General features: G+C 37.9%; 10 protein-coding genes, 3 rRNA genes and 1 other RNA gene. All 14 read left to right on the top strand.

The window, feature by feature from the left end:
- Window positions 1–97 precede the first annotated feature (97 nt).
- The 14 genes from treC (at window position 98) to MT340_RS11700 (ending at window position 23929) form a co-directional block, all read left to right on the top strand.
- The gene (gene treC, locus MT340_RS11765) at window positions 98–1732 is read left to right on the top strand and encodes an alpha,alpha-phosphotrehalase (RefSeq protein WP_243590102.1); all 1635 of its coding nucleotides are present in this window, start codon (window positions 98–100) and stop codon (window positions 1730–1732) included.
- Window positions 1733–1764: 32 nt separating this feature from the next.
- A complete protein-coding gene (treR, locus tag MT340_RS11760) occupies window positions 1765–2490 on the top strand; it encodes a trehalose operon repressor (RefSeq protein ID WP_243603886.1) in 726 nt (241 codons plus the stop codon).
- 102 nt (window positions 2491–2592) lie between these two features.
- An RNA gene (ffs, locus tag MT340_RS11755) (signal recognition particle sRNA large type) lies at window positions 2593–2862 on the top strand.
- Window positions 2863–3114: 252 nt separating this feature from the next.
- Entirely contained in the window at window positions 3115–3642 is a 528-nt protein-coding gene (locus tag MT340_RS11750; protein ID WP_243590101.1) for a GNAT family N-acetyltransferase, read from the top strand.
- Window positions 3643–3709: 67 nt separating this feature from the next.
- Window positions 3710–5416: a DNA polymerase III subunit gamma/tau gene (gene dnaX, locus MT340_RS11745; RefSeq protein ID WP_243590100.1), complete on the top strand. Its 1707-nt coding sequence runs from the start codon at window positions 3710–3712 to the stop codon at window positions 5414–5416.
- Window positions 5417–5566: 150 nt separating this feature from the next.
- On the top strand, window positions 5567–5884 hold the full coding sequence (locus tag MT340_RS11740) for a YbaB/EbfC family nucleoid-associated protein (protein WP_243603885.1): 318 nt from the start codon (window positions 5567–5569) through the stop codon (window positions 5882–5884).
- Between the two features lie 6 nt (window positions 5885–5890).
- Complete coding sequence (gene recR, locus MT340_RS11735; protein WP_011276782.1) at window positions 5891–6487, top strand: recombination mediator RecR; 597 nt, start codon at window positions 5891–5893, stop codon at window positions 6485–6487.
- Between the two features lie 530 nt (window positions 6488–7017).
- Window positions 7018–8568: ribosomal RNA gene (locus MT340_RS11730) — 16S ribosomal RNA — on the top strand.
- Between the two features lie 427 nt (window positions 8569–8995).
- Window positions 8996–11917 (top strand): 23S ribosomal RNA (locus MT340_RS11725).
- A 68-nt stretch (window positions 11918–11985) separates the two neighbouring features.
- Window positions 11986–12100: ribosomal RNA gene (rrf, locus tag MT340_RS11720) — 5S ribosomal RNA — on the top strand.
- Together the 16S, 23S and 5S rRNA genes form the textbook arrangement of a ribosomal RNA operon.
- Window positions 12101–12950: 850 nt before the next feature.
- On the top strand, window positions 12951–21467 hold the full coding sequence (locus MT340_RS11715; RefSeq protein WP_243603884.1) for a G5 domain-containing protein: 8517 nt from the start codon (window positions 12951–12953) through the stop codon (window positions 21465–21467).
- 141 nt (window positions 21468–21608) lie between these two features.
- Entirely contained in the window at window positions 21609–22952 is a 1344-nt protein-coding gene (locus tag MT340_RS11710) for an aminotransferase class V-fold PLP-dependent enzyme (protein WP_243590097.1), read from the top strand.
- A gap of 1 nt (window position 22953) precedes the next feature.
- Window positions 22954–23571: a dTMP kinase gene (tmk, locus tag MT340_RS11705; protein ID WP_243603883.1), complete on the top strand. Its 618-nt coding sequence runs from the start codon at window positions 22954–22956 to the stop codon at window positions 23569–23571.
- Window positions 23572–23599: 28 nt separating this feature from the next.
- Window positions 23600–23929 (top strand): cyclic-di-AMP receptor, encoded by a 330-nt coding sequence (locus tag MT340_RS11700; protein ID WP_243590096.1) that lies wholly within the window; start codon window positions 23600–23602, stop codon window positions 23927–23929.
- Window positions 23930–24018: the final 89 nt, after the last annotated feature.

Genomic DNA, 24018 nt, shown 5'->3' with positions numbered 1-24018 from the left:
TAATTCACAACAATAAAGACGTTCACGTATCATTTTACAAGTACTTGGACGTCTTTTCTTTTTAAAAATATCTACTATATATAAAGGTGGAATGGCAATGACTCAACAAGACTGGAAAAAATCAGTTGTCTATCAAATTTATCCTAAATCATTTAATGATACGACTGGCAATGGTCAAGGGGATTTAAACGGTATTATTGAAAAATTAGATTATCTACAATATTTAGGTGTAGATTACATTTGGTTAACGCCAGTTTACGAATCACCTATGAATGATAACGGCTATGATATCAGTAATTATTTTAAAATAAATGAACAATTTGGCACGTTAAAAGATTTTGAAACATTAGTCTCAGAAGCACATCAACGCGATTTAAAAATAATGATGGATATTGTAATTAATCATACATCTACGGAACACCAGTGGTTTAAAGAAGCGATTAGTTCAAAAGATAATCCATATCGTGATTTTTATTTCTTCAGACCATCTCAAGATGGACCACCTACGAATTGGGAATCAAAATTTGGCGGTAATGCTTGGCAATATGATGAGGACACCGAAGAATATTATTTACATTTATTTGATGTCACACAAGCAGATCTAAATTGGGATAATGAAAGCGTCCGTAAAGCGTTATACGATATTGTTAATCATTGGATTGACTTTGGTGTAGATGGTTTCCGATTTGACGTTATTAACTTAATATCTAAAGGAGAATTTAAAAATTCACCGAAGATAGGTAAAGAGTTTTACACAGATGGTCCACGCGTTCACGAATATCTTCATGAACTCAATCGCAATACGTTTGGAGATAAGAATATGATGACAGTAGGAGAAATGTCATCTACAACGATTGAAAATTGTATTAATTATACACAACCTGAGCGCCAAGAATTAAGTAGTGTATTTAATTTCCATCATTTAAAAGTGGATTACGTAGATGGAGAAAAGTGGACGAATGCGAAATTTGATTTTCTAAAATTAAAAGAAATTCTTATGGAATGGCAAGTAGGTATAAATAAAGGCGGTGGTTGGAATGCGATCTTCTGGTGCAACCACGATCAACCTCGTGTAGTATCTCGTTTCGGAGATGATTCAACTGAAGAAAACCGTCAAGCAAGTGCTAAGATGTTGGCAATCGCCCTTCATATGTTGCAAGGTACACCTTACATTTATCAAGGTGAAGAAATCGGTATGACCAATCCGCACTTTGATTCTATTCAACAATATCGCGACGTTGAGTCTTTAAATGCTTATGACAATTTAAAACATAAAGGTATAGACGAAGAGGAAATTTTAACTATTTTAGGACAAAAATCACGTGATAATTCACGTACGCCAATCCAATGGTCTTCAGGCAAACAAGCTGGTTTTACGACAGGCACACCATGGATTGATATCCCTAACAATATTAATAAAGTCAATGTAGAAGATGCTTTGGAAGATGAACATTCTATTTTACAAACGTATCGTCAACTTATAGCGCTACGTCATGAACATGATATTATTACTTATGGCGATATTGAACCAATGTATATGGAACATCCACAATTATTTATTTATCGTCGTAATTATCAAAACCAATCTTGGTTGGTCGTTGCTAACTTTTCAAAAGAAGCAGTGAAACTACCTGATGAACTTGATACAAAAGGCAATATTGTGATTCAAAATGGTACGATTGATAATAATGAAATTTCACCATTTGGCGCAATTGTGGTTGCTCATTCATAATCTTTGGCTTTAAACAGACTGGTGGAAAAAATATGGCACAACAGAAATTTATAACGATTTACGATGAATTAAAACAGGGTATCTTCGATGGTACTTATAGCTATGGAGATCAACTCCCTTCAGAGTATGAATTAGTTGAAAAATATCATGCTTCGCGTGAAACAGTAAGAAAAGCATTGGAACTATTAGCGCATGATGGGATGATACAAAAAATTAGAGGTAAAGGTTCTATCGTTATCGACCAAGGTATGACAGAATTTCCTTTTTCTAACTTGATTAGTTTTAAAGAAGTGAAAAAAGAATTAGGATTACATCACACAACACAAGTGCTTCTTAATGAAGTGATTGAAGCGGATACGGTACCCCATGTTAAAAAGCAACTTAATCTAAAGCAGAATCAATCGCTTATTCATATTATAAGAAGTCGTAGCGTGAACGGCATAGTGAAGATTTTAGATGAAGATTATTTTTTGACCTCCATCGTCGCATCTATTCCGGAGAAAGTAGCCCAAGACTCCATCTATCATTATTTAGAAACAGAATTAGGCCTGGAGATTAGTTATTCCAATAAATCGATTACGTTTGAGCCATTTACTGCTTGGGAATACGATGTTTTTGGAAAAGTACAGCCTCCTTATACGGCCACGGTACGAAGTATTGTTTATCTCAAAGATACTACACAATTTCAATACAATATATCTAAACACTTAGCAACAGAATTTAAATTCAATGAATTTTCACGAAGACACACTAAATAAAGGTTGTTGCAAGGAATGAAGGTAGGTCTATATCAATAGCTAGAGATTATTCGTAACGTTATACTTGCATTTAAAGGAATATTTATAGTATTATAAAACTTACCGTGCTAGGTGGGGAGGTAGCGGTTCCCTGTACTCGAAATCCGCTTTATGCGAGACTTAATTCCTTCGTTGAGGGTGTGTCTTTGTGAAGTCTGCCCGAAGCACGAGGTGTTTGAAGATTTCGGTCCTATGCAATATGAACTCATGAACCATGTCAGGTCCTGACGGAAGCAGCATTAAGTGGATCCTCATATGTGCCGTAGGGTAGCCGAGATTTAGCTATCGACTTCGGTAACGTTTATGATACACACTCGATTCGAAGGTGCACGGTTTTTTAATATTTAACATTAACAACTTCTACATAGATATATAGATAATCAATCCGTAGTTGACGATGAGTGAATAGGATTGTTTACAGTCTGAGGTGACTTTAATTTAAAGTCACCTCTTTTTTGTATAGAATAAAGAAGTATAATATTTATATGTGAAATAAAAAGAAATTAAGTTATTCAAACATTGGGACCTTTTCAAAATACATTAGCTTTAAAGCTACCTAAAGACAAAAATAAAGGGGGAGAATAGATGCAAATTTATTTAAGTACTTTAACTGAAATGGACTATGCTGAGACATTAGATAAAATTGAAGAAAGCTATAATAAGCATGCAGAGCAAAATGGTGTTGCGCAACGTCAACTCGTATCGCGCTTACGTCAAGCGGAAACTTACAATTATGAGCTAGAAGTGATTGCCAAAAATGAAAATGGAGAGATTATCGGTCATATCATGTTAAGTGAAGTTAACCTTGTTACAGACGATGATAAATATAAAGCTTTAGAACTCGTGTCTCTCATTGTAGAAGAACGTATCCAAAATCAAGGATTAGGTAAAGCATTAGTTCAAGCTATTGAAGAGCGTGCCAAATCGCAACATTATACTACAGTTATAGTGGGATGTAGTCCAGACTATTTTGAAAAGTTAGGATATGAGCGGGCTGATGTGCATCACATTTTCTCAAAAGATACAGATCAAGATAAGTTACGTGTGAAGTTCTTATGGGATCAGTTAAATGATTATCCGCATGGGACAGTGAAAAATGCAGATATAATCTAAAATTGAGTTGAATCTAGGAAAGTAAGGCATGATATAATATAACGTAATTGTTAACGGAGGTGCGAAGGTGAATTATCAAGCTTTATATCGAATGTTTAGACCTCAAAGTTTCGAAGATGTTGTAGGTCAAGAGCATGTAACGAAAACGTTACGCAATGCTATTTCAAAAGGAAAACAATCTCATGCCTATATATTTAGTGGTCCAAGGGGTACAGGTAAGACAAGTATTGCCAAAGTATTTGCTAAAGCAATTAATTGTTTAAATCCTCATGATGGAGAGCCTTGTAACGAATGTGCCATCTGTAAGGGCATTACTCAAGGCACAAATGGAGATGTTATCGAAATTGATGCGGCGAGTAATAACGGTGTAGATGAGATTAGAAATATTAGAGATAAAGTAAAATACGCGCCTAGTGAATCAAAATATAAAGTATACATTATTGACGAGGTTCACATGCTTACAACAGGAGCTTTCAATGCATTATTAAAAACGCTTGAAGAACCTCCTGCACATGCGATTTTTATATTAGCAACAACAGAACCTCATAAAATTCCTCCAACTATTATTTCACGGGCGCAACGTTTTGATTTTAAAGCAATAGGCACAGAGCAAATTATAGAACGATTACGCTTTGTAGCTAATGAGCAGGAATTGCAATATGATGAGGCTGCCCTTGAATTTATTGCGAAAGCGTCTGAAGGCGGTATGCGTGACGCATTAAGTATTATGGATCAGGCTATCGCATTCGGTGATGAGCACTTAACATTGCAAGACGTATTAGACGTGACAGGTAGTGTAGATGAAGCGGCGTTAAACGACTTGTTTAAAGAAGTTGTCGAAGGTAATGTGAAAGAAGCGTTTACTCGTTACCATCGTTTTATTGCAGAAGGAAAAGAAGTTAATCGTCTTATTAATGATATGATTTATTTCGTACGTGATACGATTATGAATAAAACGGTCGAAGGTGAAACGGAATATGATGCATTGATGCGTTTCGATTTAGAAACGTTATACCATTTAATAGATATTATCAATGATACCTTAGTATCAATTCGATTCAGTGTTAATCAAAATGTACATTTTGAGGTTTTATTGGTGAAAATTGCTGAAATGATAAAAAATAAACCAGAAAATGTACAAAACGTAGCTACAACTCAAGTGGCTGCAGAACCTCATAATGAAGTATTGTTACAAAGAATGGAACAACTTGAGAATGAATTGAAAACGTTAAAAGCTCAAGGTATCACGCAAGCTAATAGTAAAATGAATTCAACACAAACGAGTAATAGAGGGAAACGTGTAAATAAAAATCCTTTTTCCATGACTCAAATCGCTAAAGTTTTAGATGAGGCGAATAAAGAAGATATTCAATTATTAAAAAAACATTGGCAAGAAGTCATTGATTACGCGAAAAGTAATGATAAGAAGTCATTAGTTAGCTTATTACAAAATTCTGTGCCAGTAGCAGCAAGTGAAAAACGTGTATTAATTCAATTTGATGAAGAAATTCATTGCGAGATTGTTAATAGAGATGAAGAGAAACGTAATAATATTGAAAATGTCGTTAGAAATATTATCAATAAAAATGTAGAGGTAGTAGGCGTTCCATCTGATCAATGGATGAGAGTGCGTTCAGAATACCTTAATAATCGAAGACATAATGATAGTGAAGAAATTAAAGAAGCTAATAAAAGTGAAGAAAAAGAAATTGACGTAGCTCAAAAAGCACGTGATTTGTTTGGCGAAGAAACCGTCAATTTAATAGATGAATAAAATGTGTGTTTGAAGAGAAACGTTTCTAAAAATAATAACGATAAGTACTAGAGTGAAAAAATAGTGATACATGACAATGATAATAAACGCATGTATAATAAATTATAAATCAAAAGTAAGTATCCAGATATTTAAGGAGGAAATGATATTATGCGCGGTGGCGGAAATATGCAACAAATGATGAAACAAATGCAAAAAATGCAAAAGAAAATGGCTCAAGAGCAAGAAAAACTTAAAGAAGAACATATTGTAGGTACTGCTGGTGGCGGCATGGTTGCTGTAACAGTTACTGGACACAAAGAAGTTGTAGATGTAGAAATTAAAGAAGAAGCAGTAGATCCAGATGATATCGAAATGCTCCAAGACTTAGTTTTAGCAGCTATAAATGAGGCTATGAATAAAGCGGACGATTTAACACAAGAACGTTTAGGCAAGCATACTCAAGGCTTAAACATTCCAGGAATGTAAGAATAGATGCATTATCCAGAACCTATATCTAAATTAATAGATAGTTTTATGAAACTGCCAGGCATTGGCCCTAAGACGGCTCAACGTCTGGCGTTTCATACTTTAGATATGAAAGAAGACGATGTTGTCCAATTTGCTAAAGCCTTAGTAGATGTTAAACGAGAACTTACTTACTGTAGTGTATGTGGTCATATCACTGAAAATGATCCATGTTACATTTGTGAAGACAAACAAAGGGATCGCTCAGTTATTTGTGTCGTTGAAGATGATAAAGACGTCATTGCTATGGAGAAAATGAGAGAATATAAAGGGCTTTATCATGTATTGCATGGTTCCATTTCACCAATGGATGGTATTGGTCCAGAAGACATCAATATTCCTACTCTAATAGATAGACTAAAAGATGAAGAAGTGAAAGAACTTATCTTAGCTATGAATCCCAATCTAGAAGGTGAATCAACAGCTATGTACATTTCGAGATTAGTTAAACCTATTGGAATCAAAGTGACAAGACTAGCGCAAGGACTTTCAGTAGGTGGGGATTTAGAATATGCTGATGAAGTTACACTTTCAAAAGCTATCGCAGGTAGAACAGAAATGTAAAAATATTTAAGCCACTATATATAGAAGAAACTGTCTCAGTTTAGTGTTAATACTAATGAAATGAGCTATTCTTCTAAGAAATAGTGGTTTTTTAAATTTATTTATAGAAATTGTAAATTTTTTAAAGTTTGTATTTAGGGTGAATTATTCACTAATAATAGGGTATATTAAATGTTGTCGGATTTATTAAACGAATTATATTGTGTATTTAAATATTTAAAGTTCGTTTTTAAGAGTAAAAATGGCTTAGCGGAGACGGAAAGGTGTAATTTTTACCGTTGTTAAAATCTCGAAAAGCCTGTATAGTATATATCTGTTGAGCGAAACAAATCAACGAACATTAAAAACACTTTAAAAATTAATTGAAAAAGTTGTTGACTTTCAAAACAATAGCGAGTATAATTAATTCTTGTGTTGAAGAAAATGAACATTGAAAACTGAATGACAATATGTCAACGTTAATTCCAATAAATGTAACTGTAAGTTACAAACACTATTTAGTATTATGAGCTAATCAAACATCATAAATTTTTATGGAGAGTTTGATCCTGGCTCAGGATGAACGCTGGCGGCGTGCCTAATACATGCAAGTCGAGCGAACAGACGAGGAGCTTGCTCCTCTGACGTTAGCGGCGGACGGGTGAGTAACACGTGGGTAACCTACCTATAAGACTGGGATAACTTCGGGAAACCGGAGCTAATACCGGATAATATTTTGAACCGCATGGTTCAATAGTGAAAGATGGCTCTGCTATCACTTATAGATGGACCCGCGCCGTATTAGCTAGTTGGTAAGGTAACGGCTTACCAAGGCGACGATACGTAGCCGACCTGAGAGGGTGATCGGCCACACTGGAACTGAGACACGGTCCAGACTCCTACGGGAGGCAGCAGTAGGGAATCTTCCGCAATGGGCGAAAGCCTGACGGAGCAACGCCGCGTGAGTGATGAAGGTCTTCGGATCGTAAAACTCTGTTATTAGGGAAGAACATACGTGTAAGTAACTGTGCACGTCTTGACGGTACCTAATCAGAAAGCCACGGCTAACTACGTGCCAGCAGCCGCGGTAATACGTAGGTGGCAAGCGTTATCCGGAATTATTGGGCGTAAAGCGCGCGTAGGCGGTTTTTTAAGTCTGATGTGAAAGCCCACGGCTCAACCGTGGAGGGTCATTGGAAACTGGAAAACTTGAGTGCAGAAGAGGAAAGTGGAATTCCATGTGTAGCGGTGAAATGCGCAGAGATATGGAGGAACACCAGTGGCGAAGGCGACTTTCTGGTCTGTAACTGACGCTGATGTGCGAAAGCGTGGGGATCAAACAGGATTAGATACCCTGGTAGTCCACGCCGTAAACGATGAGTGCTAAGTGTTAGGGGGTTTCCGCCCCTTAGTGCTGCAGCTAACGCATTAAGCACTCCGCCTGGGGAGTACGACCGCAAGGTTGAAACTCAAAGGAATTGACGGGGACCCGCACAAGCGGTGGAGCATGTGGTTTAATTCGAAGCAACGCGAAGAACCTTACCAAATCTTGACATCCTTTGACCACTCTAGAGATAGAGTTTTCCCCTTCGGGGGACAAAGTGACAGGTGGTGCATGGTTGTCGTCAGCTCGTGTCGTGAGATGTTGGGTTAAGTCCCGCAACGAGCGCAACCCTTAAGCTTAGTTGCCATCATTTAGTTGGGCACTCTAAGTTGACTGCCGGTGACAAACCGGAGGAAGGTGGGGATGACGTCAAATCATCATGCCCCTTATGATTTGGGCTACACACGTGCTACAATGGACAATACAAAGGGTAGCGAAACCGCGAGGTCAAGCAAATCCCATAAAGTTGTTCTCAGTTCGGATTGTAGTCTGCAACTCGACTACATGAAGCTGGAATCGCTAGTAATCGTAGATCAGCATGCTACGGTGAATACGTTCCCGGGTCTTGTACACACCGCCCGTCACACCACGAGAGTTTGTAACACCCGAAGCCGGTGGAGTAACCATTTGGAGCTAGCCGTCGAAGGTGGGACAAATGATTGGGGTGAAGTCGTAACAAGGTAGCCGTATCGGAAGGTGCGGCTGGATCACCTCCTTTCTAAGGATATATTCGGAACATCTCGTAGAGATGAAGGAATAACGTGACATATTGTATTCAGTTTTGAATGTTTATTTCAAACATTCAAAATAAATGATAATTGCATTAAGTGTTATATTTTGATATAATAACTCATTGTGATTGTTGAAAATTTAAGTTATTATTTAAAGAAATCGTTTCTCAGACGATGAGTTGAACGAATTTAAAGCGCAGTTTACTTTCGTAAATGAGCATTTAAATTTGTGATAACGAAGAAGTATGAAAACGATTGACTAAATAATAGAAAATTGTACATTGAAAACTAGATAAGTAAGTAAAATAGATTTTACCAAGCAAAACCGAGTGAATAGAGTTTTAAATAAGCTTGAATTCATAAAAAATAATCGCTAGTGTTCGAAAGAACACTCACAGATTAATAACTATATTAGATTAAGTTATTAAGGGCGCACGGTGGATGCCTTGGCACTAGAAGCCGATGAAGGACGTTACTAACGACGATATGCTTTGGGTAGCTGTAAGTAAGCGTTGATCCAGAGATTTCCGAATGGGGGAACCCAACACGAGTTATGTCGTGTTATCGACAAGTGAATTCATAGCTTGTCAGAAGGCAGACCCGGAGAACTGAAACATCTTAGTACCCGGAGGAAGAGAAAGAAAAATCGATTCCCTGAGTAGCGGCGAGCGAAACGGGAAGAGCCCAAACCAATAAGCTTGCTTATTGGGGTTGTAGGACACTCTATACGGAGTTACAAAGGAATATATTAGACGAATCATCTGGAAAGTTGAATCAAAGAAGGTAATAATCCTGTAGTTGAAAATATATTCTCTCTTGAGTGGATCCTGAGTACGACGGAGCACGTGAAATTCCGTCGGAATCTGGGAGGACCATCTCCTAAGGCTAAATACTCTCTAGTGACCGATAGTGAACCAGTACCGTGAGGGAAAGGTGAAAAGTACCCCGGAAGGGGAGTGAAAGAGAACTTGAAACCGTGTGCTTACAAGTAGTCAGAGCCCGTTAATGGGTGATGGCGTGCCTTTTGTAGAATGAACCGGCGAGTTACGATCTGATGCAAGGTTAAGCAGGAAATGTGGAGCCGTAGCGAAAGCGAGTCTGAATAGGGCGTTTAGTATTTGGTCGTAGACCCGAAACCAGGTGATCTACCCATGGTCAGGTTGAAGTTCAGGTAACACTGAATGGAGGACCGAACCGACTTACGTTGAAAAGTGAGCGGATGAACTGTGGGTAGCGGAGAAATTCCAATCGAACTTGGAGATAGCTGGTTCTCTCCGAAATAGCTTTAGGGCTAGCCTCAAGTGATGATTATTGGAGGTAGAGCACTGTTTGGACGAGGGGCCCCTCTCGGGTTACCGAATTCAGACAAACTCCGAATGCCAATTAATTTAACTTGGGAGTCAGAACATGGGTGATAAGGTCCGTGTTCGAAAGGGAAACAGCCCAGACCACCAGCTAAGGTCCCAAAATATATGTTAAGTGGAAAAGGATGTGGCGTTGCCCAGACAACTAGGATGTTGGCTTAGAAGCAGCCATCATTTAAAGAGTGCGTAATAGCTCACTAGTCGAGTGACACTGCGCCGAAAATGTACCGGGGCTAAACATATTACCGAAGCTGTGGATTGTCCTTTGGACAATGGTAGGAGAGCGTTCTAAGGGCGTTGAAGCATGATCGCAAGGACATGTGGAGCGCTTAGAAGTGAGAATGCCGGTGTGAGTAGCGAAAGACGGGTGAGAATCCCGTCCACCGATTGACTAAGGTTTCCAGAGGAAGGCTCGTCCGCTCTGGGTTAGTCGGGTCCTAAGCTGAGGCCGACAGGCGTAGGCGATGGATAACAGGTTGATATTCCTGTACCACCTAACATCGTTTTAATCGATGGGGGGACGCAGTAGGATAGGCGAAGCGTGCTGTTGGAGTGCACGTCTAAGCAGTGAGATTGAGTGTTAGGCAAATCCGGCACTCTTAAGATTGAGCTGTGATGGGGAGAGGAAATTGTTTCCTCGAGTCGTTGATTTCACACTGCCGAGAAAAGCCTCTAGATAGATAATAGGTGCCCGTACCGCAAACCGACACAGGTAGTCAAGATGAGAATTCTAAGGTGAGCGAGCGAACTCTCGTTAAGGAACTCGGCAAAATGACCCCGTAACTTCGGGAGAAGGGGTGCTCTTTAGGGTGCAAGCCCAGAAGAGCCGCAGTGAATAGGCCCAAGCGACTGTTTATCAAAAACACAGGTCTCTGCTAAACCGTAAGGTGATGTATAGGGGCTGACGCCTGCCCGGTGCTGGAAGGTTAAGAGGAGTGGTTAGCTTCTGCGAAGCTACGAATCGAAGCCCCAGTAAACGGCGGCCGTAACTATAACGGTCCTAAGGTAGCGAAATTCCTTGTCGGGTAAGTTCCGACCCGCACGAAAGGCGTAACGATTTGGGCACTGTCTCAACGAGAGACTCGGTGAAATCATAGTACCTGTGAAGATGCAGGTTACCCGCGACAGGACGGAAAGACCCCGTGGAGCTTTACTGTAGCCTGATATTGAAATTCGGCACAGCTTGTACAGGATAGGTAGGAGCCTTTGAAGCGTGAGCGCTAGCTTACGTGGAGGCGCTGGTGGGATACTACCCTAGCTGTGTTGGCTTTCTAACCCGCACCACTTATCGTGGTGGGAGACAGTGTCAGGCGGGCAGTTTGACTGGGGCGGTCGCCTCCTAAAAGGTAACGGAGGCGCTCAAAGGTTCCCTCAGAATGGTTGGAAATCATTCATAGAGTGTAAAGGCATAAGGGAGCTTGACTGCGAGACCTACAAGTCGAGCAGGGTCGAAAGACGGACTTAGTGATCCGGTGGTTCCGCATGGAAGGGCCATCGCTCAACGGATAAAAGCTACCCCGGGGATAACAGGCTTATCTCCCCCAAGAGTTCACATCGACGGGGAGGTTTGGCACCTCGATGTCGGCTCATCGCATCCTGGGGCTGTAGTCGGTCCCAAGGGTTGGGCTGTTCGCCCATTAAAGCGGTACGCGAGCTGGGTTCAGAACGTCGTGAGACAGTTCGGTCCCTATCCGTCGTGGGCGTAGGAAATTTGAGAGGAGCTGTCCTTAGTACGAGAGGACCGGGATGGACATACCTCTGGTGTACCAGTTGTCGTGCCAACGGCATAGCTGGGTAGCTATGTATGGACGGGATAAGTGCTGAAAGCATCTAAGCATGAAGCCCCCCTCAAGATGAGATTTCCCAACTTCGGTTATAAGATCCCTCAAAGATGATGAGGTTAATAGGTTCGAGGTGGAAGCGTGGTGACACGTGGAGCTGACGAATACTAATCGATCGAAGACTTAATCAATTTTTTCAAGTTTTGCGACGCAAAATCTTTACTTACTATCTAGTTTTGAATGTATAATCATTCACTTGTCTGGTGACAATGGCAAGGAGGTCACACCTGTTCCCATGCCGAACACAGAAGTTAAGCTCCTTAGCGCCGATGGTAGTTGGATTTACGTTCCGCTAGAGTAGGACGTTGCCAGGCAATACTGAGACCGAAAGGTCTCTTTTTTTATGTCGAAAATTGAATATATCAATTGTTTTTTGTCTATTTAGCTTTACGAAGAGAAAGCGTTTGAAGCTGATGAATTGAGGAAAGAGCGTAGCGAGTTTAGTTGAGCTAAATGAGCAAACGAGAGACGATAATGAAGAAAGATGCGAGCGCTTGCCTCAAAGTAAAGGAAGCTCCTTAGCGCCGATGGTAGTAGATTTACGTTCCGCTAGAGTAGGACGTTGCCAGGCAATTAAATCGTATGGATGCGATGAGCCGATATTGAGACCGAAAGGTCTCTTTTTTTTATACCTAAAATTAAAGTTATAGAACTAGTTTACGTTTATTTAGCTTTACGAAGAGAAAGCGATTGAAGCTGATGAATTGATGAAAGAGCGCAGCGAGTTTAGTTGAGCTAAATGAGCAAACGAGAGACGATAATGAAGAAAGATACGAGCGCTTGCCTCAAAGTAAAGGAAGCTTCTTAGCGCAGATGGTTGCAGATTTACGTTCCAGTAGAATAGTTTGTCTTAGATTGAAATACACCTTAAAAGTTGAAGCAATATACAACTTTTAAGGTGTATTTTTTGCTTTGATATTATAAGTTAAAATACTTGAATACGTTACTCATATATACTTTTCATACTAATTTGCTAGGACAAAATGTATTAAAGGATAATATCATTCGGTTGATAATAAAGCTCTTAAAAGATTTTGTATAATATTATTTATTTTATATACAAAAACATATTGCTCTTATAAAAATAAAATAGTATTCTATTGTATAAGTGGTGTAAATATAAATAAAATCATCTCTGAATAAAATAAGGAGAAGAGGAATGGTATGAGAAGAAAACGCAGCAAGAGATTAGATTTTCTACCGAATATACAAAATAAATATTCGATTAGAAAATTTTCTGTTGGAGTTGCTTCTATTTTAGTAGGTTCTACTTTATTTTTAGGCGTTAATCACGATGCCCAAGCATCAGAATCTCAAAAATCAGAACACTTATTTTCAACAGAAACCAAAGCAACCGATGATTTAAAAGGCAATAATAATGAACAAATTATTCCTAATAAAACATCGAATACTAATGTCCCACAGTCTTCAGAGAACTCAAAAAAATCTATTATTGAGTCTAATGGTTCAAGTAACAAAGTAGACAGTGATACAAAGCAACAATCGAAACAAAACAATGAAAAAGTTTCTAAGGATTCAAAAGAAGCAAAAGAAACTAATAAAGATGTAAATAAAAAGAAAGAAAATACAGATGCTCCTAAAAGTGAATCTAAAAATAACAAAACCAATACTTTGAATTCTAATAAAACAGAAAATAACTTACAAAATAAAGAAAATGAAAAAGGAAGTAAAGATGCTTCTGATGTAAGTGAAGTCAATAAAAAATCAGATAAATTAGTAATAAAATCAGAAGATAGTGGAAGTAAAAATAACTCAAATATTCTTGAGATTCACAATTCTTCAGATAAAAACTCATCTGACTTAGCAAACACACGATTCCTTCGTGAGTTTTCGGAATTATTAGAAAAAAGTGCTGATAAAAAACAAGTTATTTTAAATTTCTTAGAAACATCTGGAATACCTAAATTTGATTCGGAGGAAATATTAAAAAATAGTAATATAGATTTCTCTAAATCAGATTATGATCACATGTTTAATACTTTGTTAAATGCAATCATGAATTATGATTTCTCTAAATCGGAAAATGTTTTAGTTTCTGAAAACGTTCCAAACACAAATAGAGAATCTCTAGATAGAAGTACTAATCACTTCTTATCTTTAGTAGCGATACCTGATAATAGAACAAGAGTATCAAATTGGAATGAATTTACTTCAGCAATCAATAATCCATCAGTTTCAGCAATCGAGATTACAAATGACATTTCTGCAAATAGCGGTAGTCCATTTAATCTTTCTTCTGGTGTGGCTAGAAATTTAGTGATTGATGGGGGCAGCCATACTATTAATTTTGGAAATTCATATCTTTCATCTATGCCTAACGTCGGCTCTTGGAATTTAACTTTCCAAAATGTGGATATCAATAACCAAAATATATTTGGTATTCTTCGCCTATTTGGCTCAGGAAATAATAATCATACAATTACGTTTGAAAATGTTCATCATAGTGGAAGCAACTTAATTGATGCTACAAGCAATGATAATAACGTAACTGTTAATATTAATGGTGAATTCGCTACAAGCAGTAACGATAATGGTCTTAATAGATCAAATGTCGGAGCGAAGAGAATAAACTTTGGTAATAATGCTAATGTTACTGGTGTCCGTACAGATCAAGGTACAGTATTTAGAGTATCTGACAATGGTGGTATCCATGGTGGTTCTAATGTGAATTACAATATTAATACTACGGTACCTAATCCGTTCAGTGTAACTAATGGATTTACAAACTTTAAAGCAGGAAATAACTCAAGTATTATATTTGGAGATCATACTACTGCAAATTTAAAAGGACAAAATATTTTCTCATTCGGTAGAGGAGATACTTTAGATACGGGCGTTGCTTCTAAATTTAATGTTACTCAAAGAGGTAACGGTAATATCGTTGATATGAAAACTGAGTCTACTTTCCATGTCAACAGAGATGCAAAATTTATTGCTAATTCTGATGAACATAGAACTCCTGGAGCTAACTGGGAACAAAATAACCTTATTGGTTTAGATGGTAACTCAGCAATCATAGTTGATGAAAATGCAACACTATTTTTAGATGCTAAAAATCATCAATGGAATACTAATACTAATAGTCAAGACGGATTCTATAATGACTTAGTAAATATTAATGCAGTAGGTAACCAAACTGCATTAGTACATGTTAAACATAATGCAACATTAGATCTAAGAACGGATGATAGAAACTTCTATGCAGAGGTCATTTCTATTCCTCTTGCAGGTGGTAATAAAGCGAGAACGTATATTTTTGATGATGCGTATTATGTTAACTTACAAAAATATAGTCAAGTTGTAAGTGGTCAAAGTGTTCCAGCTGGTTCAAAACCAAACTTAATCTTTATGGATCCAGCGTCTCCTGGTTACTTCCAATGGAATGGTTCATATATCGTTAAAACATGGAATCCAATGCATTTTAGTAATCCAAAACAACATGCTGATGCCGATCATGTATGGACTGATGTTAAGAATTTAAATGCTTCTCAAGATGGTTTTAATACTGGAATCCCAACCTATGATTCAAATTCAACAAGAAGAAGTTTACAAGGTGATGATTTATCGAGATTAAATCTTAACTATGCACAACGTGTAGTATTAATTTCTAATAACTCATCTAACCCAGAAGCTACACCTTATAAAACTATATACCAAGCTAACCCTAATATTCCTTATCAACAACATAAGGTAGTAACTAAAGGGAAAGAAGGAAGAATAACATCAAGAATTGATGTAGCTACTGGTAAGCAAATTCATGAAACGACTCCACCTGTAAACGAAGTAATAGATGTAGGTAACGTACAAACAACTACTACAAATGTTGCATTTACGACTCGATATACTCGAGACATTACTAAAGAAGTCGGTCAGCCAAACACTACAATTCAAGAAGGCGTTAATGGCGTTAAAACCATTAAAACAACTTATGATGTTAACCCTACTACAGGAGCATTAACTAATCCTAGAGAGAATGTTACTGTAACTGATGGAAAAGAAAAAATTATTTCAGTACCAGCTAGAAAAACAGTGGTAGAACCAGTTCCATTTAAAACGATCTATCGAGATAATCCAAACTTACCAGCAGGTACAGAAAAAGAAATTCAACCAGGTATTAACGGTCAAACTACAACAGTTACTTTATATAATGTTGACCCTACTAATGGTACAACATCAAAAGATCAATCTAATACAACTGTGAATAGAGAAAAACAAGACCGTATTGTGGAACGTGGTACTGGACAAACAACAGTAACGACTCATCCGATTGAGCCAGGTCATAAATTTGTCCCACATCCTGATCCGGAAACACCAGGTACAGGCACACGTATTGTAGTGACACCAGGTCGTCCTGGCGTAAATACAACAACGACTGTTCCAGGTAAAGATCCAGTTACGAAAGTAACGACACCACCGACAGATGAAGTTATCGGCGTAGATAACGTGGATGTACATGATACACCTGTACCATATAATACAAGATATGTGTACAATCCAAAACTTCGACCACATGAACAAAAAGTGGTTCAACAAGGTGTAGAAGGAAATGATCGTACAACAACAACATATCGAGTAAACCCACAAACAGGTGAGTTATCAAATCCAACTTCAAAAACTGTCCGTACGAAAGAACCAGTGGATAAAATTGTTGAGTATGGACCGTCAGGTACTATTTATGTGCCAGTAGATCCATCACCAAATGCGCCAAACCCAGGGGATAAAGTGACAATCGATCCAGGTACACCACCGGATCCACAACACAATAACCCAGGTAAACCAACTAAAGTTGGAGTCACAGCTAAAAAAGTAGTGAAAGAACCAATTCCTTTCAAAACAATCTATCGAGATAATCCAAACTTACCAGCAGGTACAGAAAAAGAAATTCAACCAGGTGTTAACGGTGAAACAACAAAAACAATAACATATACAGTAGATCCAAATACAGGTCGAGTAACTGAATCAAACACAACGTCACAAGTAACAAAAGAAAAACAAGACCGTATTGTTGAACGAGGCACAGGCCAAACAACAGTAACGACTCATCCGATTGAGCCAGGTCGTAAATATGTGCCACATCCTGATCCAGAAACACCAGGCACAGGTACACATGTGGTTGTTACACCAGGTCGTCCTGGCGTAAACACAACAACAACTGTTCCAGGTAAAGATCCAGTTACGAAAGTAACAACACCACCGACAGATGAAGTTATCGGCGTAGATAACGTGGATGTACATGATACACCTGTACCATACAATACAAGATATGTATACAATCCAAAACTTCAACCAAATGAACGAAAAGTAGTTCAACAAGGTGAGGAAGGAAACGATCGTACGACAACAACATATCAAGTAAATCCACAAACAGGTGAGTTATCAAATCCAACTTCAAAAACTGTCCGTACGAAAGAACCAGTGGATAAAATTGTTGAATATGGACCGTCAGGTACTATTTATGTACCGGTAGATCCATCACCAAATGCGCCAAACCCAGGGGATAAAGTGACAATCGATCCAGGTACACCACCGGATCCAGAACACAATAACCCAGGTAAACCAGCAAAAGTTGGAGTTACAGATAAAAAAGTAGTGAAAGAACCAATTCCTTTCAAAACAATTTATCGAGACAATCCAAACTTACCAGCAGGCGTAGAAAAAGAAATTCAACCAGGTATTAATGGTGAAACAACAAAAACAACAACGTATGAAGTAGATCCAAATACAGGTCAAGTAACTGAATTAAGTACGACATCACAAGTGACAAAAGAAAAACAAGACCGTATTGTGGAACGTGGTACTGGACAAACAACAGTAACGACTCATCCGATTGAACCAGGTCATAAATATGTGCCACATCCTGATCCAGAAACACCAGGTACAGGTACACGTATTGTAGTAACACCAGGACATCCTGGCGTAAATACAACAACAACTGTTCCAGGTAAAGATCCAGTTACGAAAGTAACAACACCACCGACAGATGAAGTTATCGGTGTAGATAACGTGGATGTTCATGACACACCTGTACCATACGGTACAAGATATGTGTACAATCCAAAACTTCAACCAAATGAACGAAAAGTAGTTCAACAAGGTGAAGAAGGAAACGATCGTACGACAACAACATATGAAGTAAACCCACAAACAGGTGAGTTATCAAATCCAACTTCAAAAACTGTCCGTACAAAAGAGCCAGTGGATAAAATTGTAGAGTATGGACCAACAGGAACGATTTATGTACCAGTAGATCCATCACCAAATGCACCAAATCCAGGGGATAAAGTAACAATCGATCCAGGCACACCACCGGATCCAGAACATAATAACCCAGGTAAACCAGCTAAAGTGGGAGTTACAGATAAAAAAGTAGTGAAAGAACCAATTCCATTCAATACGATTTATCGAGATAATCCGAACTTACCAGCAGGCGTAGAAAAAGAAATTCAACCAGGTGTTAATGGTGAAACAACAAAAACAACAACGTATGAAGTAGATCCAAACACTGGCCAAGTAACTGAATTAAGTACGACATCACGAGTAACAAAAGAAAAACAAGATCGCATTGTCGAACGAGGTACAGGCCAAACAACGGTCACTACTCATCCGATTGAACCAGGCCATAAATTTGTGCCACATCCTGACCCAGAAACACCAGGTACAGGTACACGTATTGTAGTAACACCAGGACACCCAGGCGTAAACACAACAACAACTGTCCCAGGTAAAGATCCAGTTACGAAAGTAACGACACCACCGACAGAGGAAGTTATCGGTGTAGATAACGTGGATGTTCATGACACACCTGTACCATACGGTACAAAATATGTGTACAATCCAAAACTTCAACCAAATGAACGAAAAGTAGTTCAACATGGTGAAGAAGGAAATGATCGTACAACAACAACATATGAAGTAAACCCACAAACAGGTGAATTATCAAATCCAACTTCAAAAACTGTACGTACAAAAGAACCGGTTGATGAAATTATCGAATACGGTCCAACAGGAACAATCTATGTACCAGTAGATCCGTCACCAAATGCGCCAAATCCAGGGGATAAAGTGACAATCGATCCAGGCACACCACCGGATCCAGAGCATAATAACCCAGGTAAACCAGTACAAATTGGTGTAACGGCAAATAAAACAGAAAAAACACCTATTCCATTTAATACAATCTATAGAAATAATCCAAACTTACCAGTAGGTGTAGAAAAAGAAATTCAACCAGGTATTAATGGTGAAACAACAACGGTAACAACATATCGTGTAGATCCAAAAACTGGACAAATAACTGAATTAAGTACGACATCACAAGTGACAAAAGAAAAACAAGATCGCATTGTCGAACGAGGTACAGGTCAAACAACAGTAACGACTCATCCGATTGAACCAGGTCATAAATTTGTACCACATCCTGATCCAGAAACACCAGGTACAGGTACACGTATTGTAGTGACACCAGGTAAACCGGGCGTAAATACAACAACAACTGTGCCAGGCAAAGATCCGGAAACTAGCGTCACAACACCACCTACTGAAGAAATCATCGGTATAGATAATGTGGACGTACAAAATAAAGCGGTACCGTACGGTATAAAATATGTGTATAATCCAAAACTTCAACCTGGTGAACAAAGAATTGTTCAACAAGGTGAAGAAGGAAATGATCGTACAACAATCACATATGAAGTGAACCCACAAACAGGTGAGTTATCAAATCCAACTTCAACTACTGTACGTACGAAAGAACCGGTTGATGAAATTATTGAATATGGTCCATCAGGAACAATTTATGTACCAGTAGACCCATCGCCAAATGCGCCAAATCCAGGTGATAAAGTGACGATTGATCCAGGAACACCACCAAATCCATCAAATCATACACCAGGAACACCGGCTAAAGTTGGCGTAACGGCAAGTAAAACAGAAAAAACACCACTTCCATTTAATACGATCTATAGAAATAATCCAAACTTACCAGTAGGCGTAGAAAAAGAAGTTCAACCAGGTATTAATGGTGAAACAACAACGGTAACAACATATCGTGTAGATCCGAAAACTGGACAAATAACTGAGTTAACTACGACTTCACAAATCACTAAAGAAAAACAAGACCGTATTATGGAACGAGGTACTGGTCAAACAACAGTAACGACTCATCCGATTGAACCAGGACATAAATATGTGCCACATCCTGATCCGGAAACACCAGGTACAGGTACACGTATTGTAGTGACACCAGGTAAACCTGGAGTAAATACAACAGTAAAAGTACCAGGCAAAGATCCGGAAACTAGTGTTACAACACCACCTACTGAAGAAATCATCGGTATAGATAATGTGGACGTACAAAATAAAGCGGTACCGTACGGTACAAAATATGTGTATAATCCAAAACTTCAACCAGGTGAACTAAAAGTTGTTCAACAAGGTGAAGAAGGAAATGATCGTACAACGATCACATATGAAGTAAACCCACAAACAGGTGAGTTATCAAATCCAACTTCAACTACTGTACGTACAAAAGAACCGGTTGATGAAATTATCGAATACGGTCCATCAGGAACAATTTATGTACCAGTAGACCCATCGCCAAATGCGCCAAATCCAGGTGATAAAGTGACGATTGATCCAGGAACACCACCAAATCCATCAAAACATACACCAGGAACACCAGCTAAAGTTGGCGTAACGGCAAGTAAAACAGAAAAAACACCACTTCCATTTAATACGATCTATAGAAACAATCCAAACTTACCAGTAGGCGTAGAAAAAGAAGTTCAACCAGGTATTAATGGTGAAACAACAACGGTAACAACATATCGTGTAGATCCGAAAACTGGACAAATAACTGAGTTAACTACGACTTCACAAATCACTAAAGAAAAACAAGACCGTATTGTGGAACGAGGTACTGGCCAAACAACAGTAACGACTCATCCGATTGAACCAGGACATAAATTTGTACCACATCCTGATCCAAAAGTGCCTGGCACTGGAAATAGAATTATTATTGTTCCAGGAGTACCAGGTGTGAACACAACAACAACTGTCCCAGGTAAAGATCCAGTTACGAAAGTAACAACGCCACCTACTGAAGAAGTAATCGGTGTAGATAATGTGGATGAATATAATAAAGTGGTACCAAATGGTGTTAAATATGTTTATAATCCGAAATTAAAACCTGGAGAAACACGTATTGTTCAAAAAGGACAACCAGGAAATGATCTCGTTACAATCACATATGAAGTAAATCCAAAAACAGGTGAGCTTTCAAACCCTAAAGAAACGATTGTAAGAACTAAAAAACCTATTGATGAAATTATCGAATATGGTCCAAAAGAATGTCCAATTACACCAGAAGAACCAAACAAACCAAATAAACCAGAAAAACCAAGCAAACCTGAAACTCCAAACAAACCAGGAAAACCATGTGACAATGAAGTACCAAAAGTTGATTCTGGCAAACCGCATGAACCGTTAAAAGTAGATAAACATAATAATAACGGTCCAGCACCACAAACTAGCAAACATGAATTACCACAAACTGGTAATACTAATACTAATTCTGGAGCAATAGGATCTCTATTATTTGCTTTAGGTTCTTTAGTACTATTAAAAAGAAATAAAAAAGATAGAAAATTGGATGAAAAATAATCAATAATTAATTATTGATTGATCCCGTAGCATTTGCATGCTACGGGATTTTTATTTATTTTTAAAATGTATACTATGAAATTATCGAAAATTATAATTAAAGTATTCGAAATTAAATTTATTTAAGAAAGTGTGTTTACCTTGAATACGCCAATTACTCAAAAATTAAATGAATTAATACAACAAAAGGCAATTTCTTTACATGTGCCAGGTCACAAAAATATGACGATAGGGCGTCTTGATAAATTAAAGTTTAAAATGGATATGACAGAAATAACTGGTTTAGATGATTTACATCATCCTGAAGAGATTATTTTAGAGAGTATGCATTCTATCAGTAAACATCCGGATTATGATGCCTATATGTTAGTCAATGGGACGACTTCAGGAATTTTATCTGTAATTCAAGCATTTTCTTCTATTGAGGGTAATTATTTAATAAGTAGAAATGTACATAAATCTGTTTTTCATGGAATAGACTTAACGCAACAACAGGCAAATATTATGGCAATGACAATAAGTGATACAAGTTCTCAGTACATCTCACCCGATTTAAACCATACGCATTTTGATAACCAAAAGTTAGCCATTATGACTTATCCTAATTATTACGGGGAATGTTTTGATATTCGAGAAGCTATAGAAATTTTGCATGAACATCATATTCCAACACTAGTAGATGAAGCGCATGGCGCGCATTTTAGCTTGCCACATTTTCCTAAATCAGCGTTAGAGGTAGGGGTTGACTATGTGGTGCAGTCTTATCATAAAACATTACCTGCATTGACGATGGGTTCGGTGATATATATACATAAAAATGCGCCTATGAAAGAGGAAGTCATTCGATATTTAGGATACTTTCAAACATCAAGCCCTTCCTATTTAGTAATGGCGAGCATTGAATTAGCCCATCAGTTCTTTAAAGAATACGATAGTACGCTATTTTTTGAAAAAAAAGAACGTCTGATTCAAGTTTTAGAAAAAACAGGATTTGAAGTAATTAAAGTGGCTGATCCTTTAAAAATGATTATTCGTTATTCTGGATATTCAGGTCATGAGATACAAACATGGTTTGAAGCGCAGCATGTTTATCCTGAATTGGCGGACGAGTATCAAGTTTTACTTGTGTTGCCATTGTGGCATAACCAAGACACTTATCCATACGATGACTTATTGAATAGAATACAGGCGATAGAACTACCGGCTATGTCTAAACGAGAGGGAACAGATGAATCATTCCCTTTACCTTTTAATGAAGGAATATATATACCGCGCGCTATAACATCTGCGACATGGATTGATATGGATCAAGCGATCAATAAAGTTTTAGCGCAACATATTATTCCGTATCCTCCAGGGATTCCAATTTTCCTAAAAGGAGAACGTATTACGCAGAATATGATAAAATTGATGCGATATTATCTTCAACAAGGTGGTAGAGTTGAAGGTATAAATAACCATAAAATATTAGTTAAGGATGAATAACATGTCTGCATTTATAACATTTGAGGGACCAGAAGGCTCAGGCAAAACGACTGTACTCAAACGTGTAGCCGAAAAATTAGCGCAAGCGTATGACGTTATAGCAACGAGAGAACCAGGGGGCGTACCTACTGGAGAAGAAATCCGTAAAGTTGTGCTTGAAGGAGATAAAATGGATATTCGTACAGAAGCCATGTTATTCGCTGCTTCAAGAAGAGAACATTTAGTAGAAAAAGTGATGCCAGCATTAAATGAGAATAAAATTGTGCTATGTGATCGATATATTGATAGTTCACTTGCTTATCAAGGGCATGCACGGGGTATAGGTATTGAAGAAGTGAAAAAGTTAAATGATTTTGCAATAAATGGACTTTATCCAGATTTAACAATCTATCTTGATATTACGCCAGAAGTAGGACGAAATAGAATATTACAAAATCAACGTAATCAAAATCGACTAGATAAAGAAGATATGGCTTTTCATGAAAAAGTGATTGAAGGTTATCACCAAGTCATTGATGAATCACCAGATCGTTTTAAAGTGGTCGATGCTACGCAAAGTATTGAGCAAGTAGTAACAGAAACATATGAGATTATTTTAAATTATTTAAAAAAATTATGATATAATATCCAGAAGAGGTGTTTTAAAAATGAAAATGGTTATAGCGATCGTCCAAGATCAAGATAGTCAAGAACTTTCAGACCAACTCGTAAAACATAACTTTAGAGCTACAAAATTAGCAACTACTGGTGGATTTTTAAAAGCGGGCAATACTACATTCTTATGTGGTGTAGATGATGACCGTGTAGATGATGTTTTATCAGTAATTGATAATACTTGTGGTAACAGAGATCAACTTGTTTCTCCAATGACACCAATGGGTGGTAGTGCAGATTCTTACATACCATATCCAGTGGAAGTTGAAGTTGGAGGCGCTACAGTATTTGTAATGCCAGTCGAAGCATTTCATAGATTTTAATATGTAAGTTAATTAATAACGTAGAAACAAGAATTTAATGACACCTTAGATGATGATACAATATTCGGCTGCTGTGATAGGCAGCCTTT

Origin of the sequence: Staphylococcus sp. NRL 16/872 (assembly GCF_022815905.2) — a bacterium.
Classification (GTDB): domain Bacteria; phylum Bacillota; class Bacilli; order Staphylococcales; family Staphylococcaceae; genus Staphylococcus.
The sequence above is the reverse complement of the archived record's forward strand: the minus strand, read 5'-3'. Positions and strand labels throughout refer to the sequence as shown.

Coding starts and splice junctions, on each gene's coding strand:
- MT340_RS11715 (WP_243603884.1), top strand. CDS start 12,951: ATGAGAAGAAAACGCAGCAAGAGATTAGATTTTCTACCGAATATACAA.
- MT340_RS11750 (WP_243590101.1), top strand. CDS start 3,115: ATGCAAATTTATTTAAGTACTTTAACTGAAATGGACTATGCTGAGACA.
- tmk (WP_243603883.1), top strand. CDS start 22,954: ATGTCTGCATTTATAACATTTGAGGGACCAGAAGGCTCAGGCAAAACG.
- recR (WP_011276782.1), top strand. CDS start 5,891: ATGCATTATCCAGAACCTATATCTAAATTAATAGATAGTTTTATGAAA.
- treC (WP_243590102.1), top strand. CDS start 98: ATGACTCAACAAGACTGGAAAAAATCAGTTGTCTATCAAATTTATCCT.
- MT340_RS11740 (WP_243603885.1), top strand. CDS start 5,567: ATGCGCGGTGGCGGAAATATGCAACAAATGATGAAACAAATGCAAAAA.
- treR (WP_243603886.1), top strand. CDS start 1,765: ATGGCACAACAGAAATTTATAACGATTTACGATGAATTAAAACAGGGT.
- MT340_RS11700 (WP_243590096.1), top strand. CDS start 23,600: ATGAAAATGGTTATAGCGATCGTCCAAGATCAAGATAGTCAAGAACTT.